Source organism: Paracoccus pacificus (genome assembly GCF_042680785.1).
Classification (GTDB): domain Bacteria; phylum Pseudomonadota; class Alphaproteobacteria; order Rhodobacterales; family Rhodobacteraceae; genus Paracoccus; species Paracoccus pacificus.
The window spans coordinates 1-12,036 of sequence record NZ_JBHUEN010000054.1; the positions used below are offsets into that span (position 1 = coordinate 1).

General features: G+C 63.2%; 10 protein-coding genes, 1 tRNA gene and 1 riboswitch. Of the genes, 5 read left to right on the top strand and 6 right to left on the bottom strand.

Annotated features, from left to right (window positions below; all coding sequences use genetic code 11):
* Positions 1-519: 519 nt before the first annotated feature.
* Both ACFSCT_RS19415 and ACFSCT_RS19420 read right to left on the bottom strand, forming a co-directional pair.
* Complete coding sequence (locus ACFSCT_RS19415; protein ID WP_379145605.1) at positions 520-798, bottom strand: SH3 domain-containing protein; 279 nt, start codon at positions 796-798, stop codon at positions 520-522.
* Between the two features lie 238 nt (positions 799-1,036).
* A tRNA-Ala gene (locus ACFSCT_RS19420) sits at positions 1,037-1,112 on the bottom strand.
* Positions 1,113-1,227: 115 nt separating this feature from the next.
* Between ACFSCT_RS19420 and ACFSCT_RS19425 the strand changes: the two genes are divergently transcribed.
* The 4 genes from ACFSCT_RS19425 (at position 1,228) to gcvP (ending at position 6,804) form a co-directional block, all read left to right on the top strand.
* Complete coding sequence (locus tag ACFSCT_RS19425; protein ID WP_379145607.1) at positions 1,228-2,007, top strand: SDR family oxidoreductase; 780 nt, start codon at positions 1,228-1,230, stop codon at positions 2,005-2,007.
* A gap of 114 nt (positions 2,008-2,121) precedes the next feature.
* Positions 2,122-2,213, top strand: a riboswitch (glycine riboswitch).
* Positions 2,214-2,356: 143 nt separating this feature from the next.
* Entirely contained in the window at positions 2,357-3,481 is a 1,125-nt protein-coding gene (gcvT, locus tag ACFSCT_RS19430) for a glycine cleavage system aminomethyltransferase GcvT (RefSeq protein WP_379145609.1), read from the top strand.
* 15 nt (positions 3,482-3,496) lie between these two features.
* Positions 3,497-3,853 carry a glycine cleavage system protein GcvH gene (gcvH, locus tag ACFSCT_RS19435; protein ID WP_379145624.1) on the top strand — a complete coding sequence of 119 codons (357 nt, stop codon included), beginning with the start codon at positions 3,497-3,499 and terminating at the stop codon, positions 3,851-3,853.
* 113 nt (positions 3,854-3,966) lie between these two features.
* Positions 3,967-6,804: an aminomethyl-transferring glycine dehydrogenase gene (gcvP, locus tag ACFSCT_RS19440; RefSeq protein WP_379145611.1), complete on the top strand. Its 2,838-nt coding sequence runs from the start codon at positions 3,967-3,969 to the stop codon at positions 6,802-6,804.
* Between the two features lie 144 nt (positions 6,805-6,948).
* Here gcvP and ACFSCT_RS19445 read toward each other — a convergent pair whose 3' ends face one another.
* The 3 genes from ACFSCT_RS19445 to ACFSCT_RS19455 form a co-directional block, all read right to left on the bottom strand.
* Positions 6,949-8,301 carry a pyridoxal phosphate-dependent decarboxylase family protein gene (locus ACFSCT_RS19445; RefSeq protein WP_379145613.1) on the bottom strand — a complete coding sequence of 451 codons (1,353 nt, stop codon included), beginning with the start codon at positions 8,299-8,301 and terminating at the stop codon, positions 6,949-6,951.
* 152 nt (positions 8,302-8,453) lie between these two features.
* Positions 8,454-8,870 (bottom strand): nuclear transport factor 2 family protein, encoded by a 417-nt coding sequence (locus tag ACFSCT_RS19450; RefSeq protein WP_379145614.1) that lies wholly within the window; start codon positions 8,868-8,870, stop codon positions 8,454-8,456.
* Positions 8,871-8,902: 32 nt separating this feature from the next.
* The gene (locus ACFSCT_RS19455) at positions 8,903-10,255 is read right to left on the bottom strand and encodes a glutamine synthetase family protein (RefSeq protein ID WP_379145616.1); all 1,353 of its coding nucleotides are present in this window, start codon (positions 10,253-10,255) and stop codon (positions 8,903-8,905) included.
* Between the two features lie 73 nt (positions 10,256-10,328).
* Between ACFSCT_RS19455 and ACFSCT_RS19460 the strand changes: the two genes are divergently transcribed.
* On the top strand, positions 10,329-11,120 hold the full coding sequence (locus tag ACFSCT_RS19460) for a FadR/GntR family transcriptional regulator (RefSeq protein ID WP_379145619.1): 792 nt from the start codon (positions 10,329-10,331) through the stop codon (positions 11,118-11,120).
* Positions 11,121-11,217: 97 nt separating this feature from the next.
* On the opposite strand, the gene ACFSCT_RS19465 is transcribed toward ACFSCT_RS19460, so the two are convergent.
* The coding region (locus tag ACFSCT_RS19465) for a hypothetical protein (RefSeq protein WP_379145622.1) at positions 11,218-12,036 on the bottom strand (819 nt) is incomplete at its 5' end.

The window sequence follows — 12,036 nt, forward strand, 5'->3', positions numbered from 1 at the left end:
TCGCAGATGCCAGCTTGAATCATGCTCAAAGACTGATGTGAATCCCTTTTGTCAACACAACCTAGACAGTCCATCCCTCCGCTTACGCTTTTTCAGGTGAAGGAATACCTGCAAGCGGTGGGGGCCGAGGTGAGCCAGACAGAGTGGCGGCTAGGTGACTATGTCGTCCCTCAATTGCTTATAGTCAGTCCCATCGTGTTCTTGGCTCAGCTAGAAGCTGAGGAGTGGGTCGTTGAAGAAGCCGAAGATTTTTCACAGCGTGCGCCGTCGGCCATACGGACCAAACTTTCGAACTGCGATGCTCGGCTGTCTTTTGGAGGCACTGATGACGAAATAGTCACTACGACCGACCAGGGCACATTCGTAGTGGCAGGATGGACTGAGTTCGATCCAGCAAACCCGCAAGCTAGGATACTGCTCGAAGGGCTTGCGCGTAGGGTCGATGGTCTCTTTGAGGACAACACTAGCGGGATATGGTGGGCACCAACCTGACCGTCCGCTAAGGGCCGATGAATGCCGTCAGCGATGTGCCAGATAGTCCGCCGAAACGTAGCCCGAAACGCCGGGCCTGTCAGTGAGGAAGACCCTGCACCAGACCTTCCCGTTGTTCCTCACGCAATTCTGGCGGGTGAGGCGCGTTCCGTCTGGTAGACCGATGATGATCTTGTGTTCGAGGCCCGGGCCTTCGCGGAGTTTCAGAAGATCATCTGGCCCGGCACCTTTGATCACCGCACCAGAACCAACCGCACATCCGGTAGCGAGCGTAAGCGCGAGAAGGGCAGCAAGGTGAGTTCGCATGATCTATCCTTATTCGTTTTGCCCTCAATAGGACACGATCACGCCGAGAAACAGCGGGCTGTCTACTTCATCCGCGACGTCAGACCTCTCCGAAAGAAATCGGCGCATCCATAGCAAACTCACCTGAAAATCGTGTCCCTCACGACACGCAACTGTGCTACATTGGCCATATTGACACGCAATCGGTAAGCTTATGCCCTAAATCGGCACTCTTATGCTCCAATGACAGCGGATCATCTGGTGGAGCCGAGGGGAATCGAACCCCTGGCCTTATCATTGCGAACGATACGCTCTACCAACTGAGCTACGGCCCCATCCGGCGCGGTATTTGGCCTTTTGGCGACGCGATGTCAAGCATGCGCCGCGCGGCCTTTACATTTGTGGCGCGTCGCGGTTCCCTTGCCACCGGCGATACAGAAAGGGTGCAGGATGGATCTGGGGATCAGGGGCAAACGGGGGCTGGTTTGCGCGGCCTCGAAGGGTTTGGGGCGCGGATGCGCCGAGGCGCTGGCCGAAGCGGGGGTCAATCTTGTCATCAACGCCCGGGGCAGCGATGCGCTGCACCAGACGGCATTCGAGATCGCCGACAAATATAAGGTCGAGGTGACGCCCGTCGCCGCCGATATCACCACCGACGCGGGCCGCGCAAAGGTTCTTGAGGCGCTGGGACAGGCCGATATTCTCGTCACCAATGCCGGCGGGCCGCCGCCCGGGATGTGGATGGACTGGACGCGCGACGATTTCATCAAGGCGGTGGATGCCAATATGATGACCGCCATCTTACTGATGCAGGCGCTGGTGCCCGGCATGATGGAACGCGGCTGGGGCCGGGTGGTCAATATCACCAGCCAGTCGGTCAAGACCCCGATCGGGGTGCTTGGGCTGTCGAATACGGCGCGGGCCGGGCTGACCGGCTTTGTGGCCGGCATGTCTCGGCAGGTGGCCGGCCGCGGGGTTTGCGTGAACAATCTTCTGCCCGGCATCCATGATACCGACCGCGCCGTCAGTCTGGACGGCGGCGTGGCCAAGGCCGAGGGAATCAGCGCCGCTGAGGCCAGAGAGAAGCGGCAAAAGACCATCCCGACCGGCAAATACGGCACGGCCGCCGATTTCGGGGCGACCTGCGCCTTTCTGTGCAGCCAGCAGGCGGCCTTTATCGTCGGCCAGAATATCCTGCTGGACGGTGGGGCCTCGAACAGCGTGATGTGACCGATCGGCGGCCGCCGAGCCTCTGATCCATCAACAAAGTCGGAATCCGGTAAGAAATAGCCGGTTTCCGAACATTTCTCTTGTCAGGAGGGTGGCGCGGCGCTAGGGCTTGGCGCAAGGAATTCGGGAGAATCCGGCCCAAGGGCCGGTGCCGAAGGAGCAACCGCCCCGGTAAACTCTCAGGCGCAAGGGACCGTATTCCTCACAACAACTCTGGAGAGAGGCGCGCATGCGTCCGCCGACGGGATAACGATCTCAGGCGCAAGGGACAGAGGGGGCATCGAAGGACGGACCGTCAGGTTCCGTCGACGCCGATGCCGGTTGACCGGCCAAACTTTGGAGGAATGGCATGGTCGCATTGCGCCAGACGCCTTTACACGATCTGCATGCCGCCCGGGGCGCGCGCATGGTGCCTTTCGCCGGCTGGGAGATGCCGGTTCAATATCCGATGGGCGTTCTGGCCGAACATATGCATTGCCGCAGCCATGCCGGGTTGTTCGACGTGAGCCATATGGGGCAGGTCATCCTGCGCCCCAGAAGCGGGGATCCCGCAGATGCGGCCGCGGCGTTGGAGACGCTCGTGCCCGCCGATATCGCCGGGCTTGCCCCGGGGCGGCAGCGGTACGGGCTGTTCACAAGTGACGACGGCGGCATTCTGGACGATCTGATGATCACCAACCGGGGCGATCATCTGTTGCTGGTCGTCAACGCGGCCTGCACCGATCAGGATCTTCGGCATCTGGAAAAGATCGGTGATCGGGTGGCGATCACGCATCTGACCGACCGCGGGCTGCTGGCGCTTCAGGGCCCCGAGGCCGAAGCGGCCTTGGCCCGTCTGTTGCCCGGCGTCGCCGAAATGCGTTTCATGGATGTGCGGGATTTCGACTGGAACGGCGCGACCCTTTGGGTCAGCAGGTCCGGCTATACCGGCGAGGACGGATTCGAGATCTCGGTTCCGGCGGCGGTGGCCGAGCCGTTTGCGCGGGCATTGCTGGATATGGCCGAGGTCGCGCCGATCGGTCTGGGGGCGCGCGACAGCCTGCGGCTGGAGGCGGGATTGCCGCTTTACGGCCATGACATGGATCAGAACACCAGCCCGGCGCAAGCAGCACTTGGCTGGTCGATCCCGAAGCTGCGCCGCCAAGGCGGCGCACGTGCCGGGGGGTTCCCGGGGGCCGGGGTGATCTTACCGGAACTGGCCGACGGGCCGGCCATGATGCGCCGTGGCTTGCGGCCGCAGGGCCGCGCCCCGATCCGCGAGGGCGTCGAGATTTTCGATGCCGAGACCGGCGGAGAAAGCCTGTCCCGGGTCGGCTCGGGCGGGTTTGGTCCCGATGTCGGCGCCCCGATCGCCATGGCGCCGATCCCCGTGCGCATTGCCGATGGCGCCACGGTTTGGGCCGAACTGCGCGGCAAGCGGGTTCCGGTCACCGTCGCGCCGCTTCCCTTTCGTCCCTCGACCTATAAACGCTGAAAGGCCGAACAGATGCTGAAATACACTCAGGACCACGAATGGCTGCGCCAGGATGGCGAAGACATCACCGTAGGCATTACCCGTCACGCCAGTGAACAACTGGGCGACGTGGTTTTCGTCGAACTGCCCGAGGTCGGGCGCGAGGTCGCGGCGGGCGAGGAGATCGTGGTGATCGAATCGGTCAAGGCCGCGTCGGACATCGTGGCGCCCGTCGCCGGAACGATCACCGCCGTGAACGCGGCGCTGCCGGATGCGCCGGGGATGGTGAATGACGATCCGATGGCGGCGTGGTTTTTCAAGATCCGGCCGGCGGATGGGGCCGCGCTTGACGGTTTCATGGATGAGGACGCCTATCTGGCGCTGATCGGCTAGGCCGCGAACCGGGGGGCTGTCTGCCCCCCGGCCCCCCGAGGATATTTGCCCAAGGAAGACGCATGTTCCGTCCTTGGGCCTTTGCTGAAAATTCCGCCCGTGAGGAGACCGCGATGACCCGCTGGACGCCGGCCGACTATAACCCCGACGATTTCGCCAACCGCCGCCACATCGGCCCAAGCCCGGCCGAGATGACCGAGATGCTGAAGGTCGTTGGCGCCCGCGATCTGGAGGCGCTGATCGACCAGACCGTGCCGGCCGAGATCCGGCAGGCCGAGCCGCTTGACTGGCCGGCGCTGTCCGAGGCGGCGCTGCTGGCGCGGATGCGGCAGGTGGCGGCGCGCAACAAGGTCATGACCAGCCTGATCGGGCAGGGCTATTACGGCACCTTCACGCCCCCCGCGATCCAGCGCAACATCCTTGAAAACCCGGCTTGGTATACCGCCTATACGCCCTATCAGCCGGAAATCGCGCAGGGCCGGCTCGAGGCGCTTCTGAACTATCAGACCATGGTCAGCGACCTGACCGGGCTGCCGGTGGCGAATGCCAGCCTGCTGGACGAGGCGACGGCGGCGGCCGAGGCGATGGCGATGGCGCAGCGGGTGGCGAAGTCGAAGGCCAAGGCGTTCTTTGTCAGCCGCAACCTGCATCCACAGACCATCGCCGTCATCCGCACCCGGGCTTTGCCGCTTGGCATCGAGGTGATCGTCGATGATCCCGAGGCGCTCGACCCGAAGGCCGTTTTCGGGGCGATCTTCCAGTATCCCGGCACGCATGGCCATATCCGCGACCTGAGCGCCGAATGCGCCGCCCTGCACGACGCCGGGGCCGTCGCCATCGTCGCCACCGATCTGCTGGCGCTGTGCCTGCTGAAGGAACCGGGTGCGATGGGCGCCGATATCGCCATCGGCTCGTCGCAGCGTTTCGGGGTGCCGATGGGCTTTGGCGGTCCGCATGCCGCCTTCATGGCCTGCCGGGACGAGATGAAGCGGGCGATGCCGGGCCGTATCGTCGGGGTCAGCGTCGATGCCGCCGGCAACAAGGCCTATCGGCTGGCGCTGCAAACCCGTGAACAGCATATCCGCCGCGAAAAGGCGACCTCGAACGTCTGCACGGCGCAGGCGCTGCTGGCGGTGATGGCGTCCTTCTATGCGGTGTTCCACGGGCCGATCGGTCTGCGCGCCATCGCCCAGCGTGTGCATCTGAACGCGGTGACGGTGGCGAATGCGCTGCGCGCCGCCGGCGCCGATGTGCAGCCCGACGCCTTCTTCGATACCATTACCGTGCGCGTGGGTGTGGGGCAGGCGGGCATTCTGGCCGCTGCCGAGCAACGCGGCATCAACCTGCGCAAGGTCGGGCGCGACCGCGTGGGCATCAGTGTCGATGAGACCACCGATACCGGCGTCATCGCCCGGCTGCTGGATGCGTTCGGGATCACCGAGGAGGCGGTCCCCGCCGAGGCGCCCGCGATCCCCGGGGAGCTTTTGCGCGACAGCGACTATCTGACCCACCCGGTCTTTCACATGAACCGGGCAGAATCGGAAATGATGCGCTATATGCGGCGCCTGTCCGACCGCGATCTGGCGCTGGACCGGGCGATGATCCCGCTGGGATCCTGCACGATGAAACTGAATGCCGCGGCCGAGATGATGCCGGTCACATGGCCCGAATTCGGTGCGCTGCACCCGTTCGCGCCGCCCGCGCAGACCGAAGGCTATGCCGAGGTGATCGCGGATCTGACCCGGATGCTGTGCGAGATCACTGGCTATGACGCCTTCTCCATGCAGCCGAACAGCGGCGCGCAGGGCGAATATGCGGGGCTTCTGACCATTCAGGCCTGGCATCGCTCGCGCGGCGAGGATCGCGATATCTGCCTGATCCCGGTCAGCGCGCATGGCACCAACCCGGCCAGCGCGCAGATGTGCGGGATGAAGGTCGTGGTGGTGAAATCGGCACCGAACGGCGACATCGACCTTGAGGATTTCACCCGCAAGGCCGCCGATGCCGGCGACCGGCTCGCGGCGGTGATGATCACCTATCCCAGCACGCATGGCGTGTTCGAGGACACCGTGCGCGAGGTCTGTCGCATCACCCATGACCACGGCGGTCAGGTCTATATCGACGGGGCGAACATGAACGCTCTGGTCGGTCTGGTGAAACCGGGCGAGATCGGCGGCGATGTGAGCCACCTGAACCTTCACAAGACCTTTGCCATCCCCCATGGCGGCGGCGGCCCGGGCATGGGGCCGATCGGCGTCAAGGCGCATCTGGCGCCCTTCCTGCCCGCCGATCCCCGGCAGGAGGATGGCGGCGCAGTCTCGGCCGCGCCCTATGGCTCGGCCTCGATCCTGCTGATTTCGTGGGCCTATTGCCTGATGATGGGCGGGGCGGGGCTGACGCAGGCCACGCGGGTGGCGATCCTTGGCGCGAATTACATCGCCGCGCGGCTGAAGGCGGCCTATCCGGTCCTGTTCATGGGCAACCGCGGCCGGGTGGCCCATGAATGCATCCTGGATACCCGGCCCTTCGCCCAGCATGGCGTGACCGTTGATGACATCGCCAAGCGGCTGATCGACAACGGTTTTCACGCGCCGACGATGAGCTGGCCGGTGCCCGGCACGCTGATGGTCGAGCCGACGGAATCCGAGACCAAGGCCGAACTCGATCGTTTCATCACCGCGATGCTGGCGATCCGTGACGAGATCACCGACGTCGCCGAGGGGCGCATCGCCGCCGCCGATAGCCCGCTGCGCCACGCGCCGCACACGGTCGAGAATCTGGTCGCCGAATGGGACCGCGCTTATTCGCGCGAACAGGGCTGCTTCCCGCCGGGCGCCTTCCGCGTCGACAAATACTGGCCGCCGGTCGGCCGCGTCGACAACGTTGCCGGCGACCGCAACCTGATCTGTGCCTGCCCGCCGCTGGAGGTCTATGCCACGGCCGCCGAATAGGGCGTTGCGTTTAGGCGCGGTGTTACGTCAGGCGTATCGCTGGCCCGTGCGCGAGGCCGGCGAGGCGTTCCTTGCCGCGCGGCAACGACATTGACCATCGTTCGGCGGGACAAAAGCCACGACATGGTCAGCCCCATTTTCAGGTCATGCGGTTTGATCCGCCGCCTTTTCAATATCCCGCACGAATTGCCGCAGGTGCGCTTCGGTCAGCGACGGGGACAGCAGGACGGCGCGCATCAGCACCTCGTCGCGCCAGCGCGAGATGCTCATCCACGTCGCGCCGGCAGCCGCCAATCGCTCCTGTATCGCGGCCAGCCGGTCGCCCGACCTGTCAGCTTTACCGATGCGGAAAACTTGCAGGTTGAGGTCGGGCTTATGCGTGGGAACAAGAGTCTGGCTTTCGGTCAGCAGTTCATGGAACTTTGTGGTCAGCCCGATCAGCCGGTCGATGATGCTGCCCAGCGCATCGGTGCCCAGCGTCTGCAAGATTGCCCACAGGACGACGGCATCGGCAGGCCGCGATCCCTGTAACCCCCAGCGTCCGCGATGCGGGCGTTCCCCGATCGAATAGGGCAGGGGCAGGCCCAGCGCATCATCCAGACGCTGTTGCCCACGCAGCAGGCAGATCGCCGAGACGCGGGGCACATACATCCATTTCTGCGGGCCGAGCGTGATCGAATCGGCCTGATCGAGACCGGAAAGGAAATGGCGGTGATGGTGACTATAGGCCAAGGCGCCGCCGTGGATCGCATCGACATGGTGCCATGCGCCATAGCGGGCACAGAGCGCCGCGACCGCCGCGATGTCGTCCACCGATCCGTGAATGGTGGTGCCCAGAACGCTGACGACGATCGGACGGGCGCCGCCCGGCAACTGGCGCAGGGATTGCTCCAGCGCGGCGGGGTCCAACCGCCCGGCATCATCACAGTCGATCCTCTGAATCTGCCGCTCGATCATGCCGAGGACGATGGCCGCCTTGCGCAGCGAGACATGCGCCGATTCCGGCATCAGCAGGCGGAACCGATCGCGTCCCTCGCCGGCCCCGGCATAGCCGCCCACGGCCGCGAACAGGGCCGTCAACCCGGCGATGGAACCGCCACTGGCAAAAAGGCCCGTCCAGTCATTCCCCAGCCCCAGCGCCCGGGTGAAATGCGCGATGAGATGTTCCTCGATATCGCTGGCAAAGGGCGACAGTTCCCGAAACAGAAGGTTGTTGTTCAGCGCGGCCACCACCGCCTGGGTAAGGGCGGCGGCGGGATGCGGGGCGGTGTCCATGTGGCCCGACATCCACGGCGAGGCCAGACGGCTGGAGGAATCGACGATCAGCGCCCACAGTTCCGGCAACCGCGCCATGCCGCGCCCGACCTTCGGCACGGATGGAATGGCATGCACGGCCGTGGGCATGGGCACCGACGATTCGTATATGCGGGTTATCTCGCGCAGCAGGTCGGCGCCGATCCCGGGCAGAGCGTTCAGTTCAAACTCCAAGGCTGACATTTCAACACTCCCCCGCGTGTCTGTGTGGGGTGCCCGCCGTCGGATGGCTGAAGAAACGTGGTTACGCGGCCAATCATCCGAGGTGCGACCCGATTCTGCATTCCGGCTGTTATCCCGATCGACCGCCGGCTTTCCCTGATCGCCAAGGCCGGTCAGTCGGTGCTGAACTCTGCCCCGCTCCTCACTTCGCCGTCATTCCAGCTATGTTGCCAGACGTGCTGTTCGCGTATCTTGCCGTTACGGAACAGAAAATACTCGATGCCGCGCTCGCGCACCTTCTTGCCGGTTTCGGGGCTGGTGTAGACGCTGTTCCAGGCCGCGACGATACAATCGTCGGTATGGGCGATGTACTGCTTTGTGATCTGAAGATCCTTGGCATAGGCAAACCACTTGGCCGGCCGCGCCAGCAGTTCCGGTCCCGACTGGCGCTGGTCAGAGCCCCAGATCTGAACGGCGTCCTCGGTAAAGCCTTGCGCCGCGCGCGCACCGTCGCGCGCCTGCCAGATCGCTTCGAGGTCGCGCACCCATTTCCGCGGATCGCCGGGAAGGTGGTTTTGGGTCGATGGCATGGTTGACGTCCCCCCGTGGGTTGGCGTGGTGATCAGATATCGAGCAAAAGCATCCGGCGCTCATAGTCGGTGACCACGGCGGCCGCCGAACGGACGCTTTGCACGCCGAAATTGGCGTAATGCTTTTGCACCGCCGGCCCGAAGCTCGCCTCGACCATTTTGGAATTCCCGAAAACGGCGGCGGCTTCCTCAAGCGAGGCGGGCAGGGCCGGGCGGTCTTTCAGCTCATAGGCATTGCCGGTGGCGGCGGCGCCGATCGGTTCCAGCTTTTCCTCGATACCGGCAAGGCCGGCGGCGATCATCCCGGCATAGGCGAGATACGGATTGACGTCGGCGCCGGGAATGCGGTTTTCGATACGCCGCGCGGGGCCCTTGCCGATAAGCCGCAGCGCGACCGTGCGATTGTCCTCGCCCCAGGTCACGGTGGCCGGTGCGAAGGTGCCGGGTCGCAGACGCTTGTAAGAGTTTATGGTCGGCGCGAAGAACAGGAATATGTCGCGAAGATAGGCGGTCAGGCCGCCAAGGAAATGGCGCATGGTGACCGAGGTGCCGCGCCCATCAGCGCCCGAGGCAAAGGCGCTTTGGCCGTCGCTGTCCACAAGCGACATGTGAATGTGGCAGGAACTGCCGCCAAGATCGTGGGCAAGCTTGGCCATGAAGGCCGCGACCAGACCTTGCTGCAGCGCGATTTCCTTGGCGCCGGTCTTGAACACCATATGCCGGTCGGCCGCGGTCATCGCATCGGCATATTCCAGATTGGTTTCGATCTGGCCCGGCGCGTATTCGGCCTTGACCATCTCGACCGGTACCGACGCGGCTTCCATGTGGCGGCGCAGGGTGCCGAGATAGGCTTCATCCTCCGAGGTACGGATGACGGTCTCGGGGTGCATGGTGCGGTGCTTGGTCGTCAGCTTCACGAAGCCCTTGTCAAAGGCCGAGGCCGGCGTCTCGTCGAGCAGATAGCATTCAAGCTCGGATGCAAAAAGCGGCCGTAACCCATGGCGCCCCAGCCGCTGGAGCATGTCGGCAAGGATGGTGCGCGGCGCGACACCGATCGGGGCGCCCTCGGGCGTGACGGCATCGCCCAAGACGAATGCGGTCTTTTCGAACCACGGATAGCGCCGCAAAGTAGCAATATCCGGGCGCACGACCAGATCCGGGTAACCGTTCGCCCAGCCGGTGAGATCATAGCCGGGGTCCAGCGCATGATCATGTCCCCACCCCAGCACCACCGAGCAGGTCCCGATACCGTCGCCCCCCGAGCCCAGAAAATGGCGTGCCGTCAACCGCTTGCCGACAAGACGCCCTTGCATGTCCGTCATCGCGATGATGACGGTCTCGATATCCCCCGACGCAACGAGGCTTCTTAATTCGTCAAGCTCCATTGTGTTTCCGTCCCGGATTGGGTTAAATTATCGTAAAGGTTATTAAACATACCATTTAATACCGGTCAAGCACGTGGGATCAAAATTCGACAATGAACCAGAGCCCGCCCCCGCGGCGGACAGGGTGCTGTCGGCCGAAGGAATGGCGCTGCTGCGGGGCGCCAACCTGAGTTCAAACGTGTTCGAAGCGACGGTCGAGCGGATCGGCAAGTCGATCAAGCTGGGTCTTTTGAAGCCCGGGCAACAATTGCCGCCCGAGCGCGAGCTTGCTGAATTGATGGGGGTCAGCCGCGTGACGGTGCGCTCGGCCATTCAGGTGTTGACCGCCGGCGGGTTTCTGATGGCGCGGCGTGGTCGCAACGGCGGCACATTCGTCGTCGAAAAACCGCCGGTCTGGAAGGGCGGCGGTGCTGGGGCGGGTTCCGGTCCGGTTGCGGTAAGCGGCTTTCTGGACCGACGTTTCGTATTGGAAACCGGTATTTGTGAGCTCGCGGCGATACGGGCGACCGACACGCAGGTGGGTTCCCTGCGCGAACGCGTCGGCCGCCTTGGCGAGCTTATCGGCGACCTTACCGCATTTCGCCGCGAGGACGCGCAATTCCACATCGCTATCGCCGAGGCGACCGGCAATCAGGATCTGGTCCGCCACGCCGCCGAATTGCAGGCCGAACTCAGCGATCTGATCGGACAATTGCCGCCGAGCGAGGACGCGCTGATCCATTCCAACCTGCAACACGCCAAGGTCGTGGCCTGCATCGCCTGCCATGACGGCGCCGGCGCAAGACAAGCTATGGCCGAACATCTGGCCGGGACCGGCCATTTTCTTTCGGGACTCCTGCCCTTTTCCGGCGATTTTCAAGGCTGAAAAAATGCGCGCGGATCTGATCGGTCCGACGTATGTCCGGCAGGGTTAAAAAAACGGCTGATTCTAGCCCAAACCGGACCAACATCAACAGTGGTGGCTACGGAATAGTGCATAGGTTCTCGTGATCAGTCAGCTTTGCTGGGTCCAATCTGTCCCAGTCCCATTTTGGCGACCATTTCGTTTTCTGCGCCACATCCGCGACGAATGCATCCAACTCTGCCTTGTTGGATATCGCCAGATATATGGCTAATCCCTCAAACTGCAATCTGGACCGCGCCTTGAGAAACGCTTTGAAGGGCGCTTGCCAATGAGACGCCTTGTAGACCAGTGTTTGAGGCACCCAACGACCCGAACTATGAATTTCCGCACGCATATAGAGTATGAAGTCGATTTGCATGATACTGTCAAAATCGTGCGGTGAGTCAGCGCACCGCGCTTTGATAAGGTCTGCTTCGGGGACAAGTCGCCGTTGTTGAAGCTGCTGGTTCCGCGCCTCTAGGATCGCAATTCGGTTTGAAAATATGTCGAATGATTGAATCGCTCGGTGGCCACCATGCCGTCGCGCAGCGCCCTCGCTGTAGTAGGGTGTGCCTACGATTGCCTCGAACAGATCAGGTCGCCCCGACAAGAAAACTGCGGTGCAGACGTGGAGATACATTTCCCACCCAATGAAGCGGAAGATGTCGAAGTCCGTCTCGTTCCACGAGGTCATGCCATCCGGTGGATAGAAATACTCCGCCACCCGCTCAAAGAAGGAATGCAGCAGCGGTCCATATCCAGCATCGTCGGCATAGATGCTTATACAGCGGACAACCTCAAGAAGCTCGTTTCTGAACGGTATGAAATCATCCGTAAGCGTTCTCTGCCCCCCACCTTCCGCGCGGCATTCTGATCGGTTCATTGGACCGCGATGATT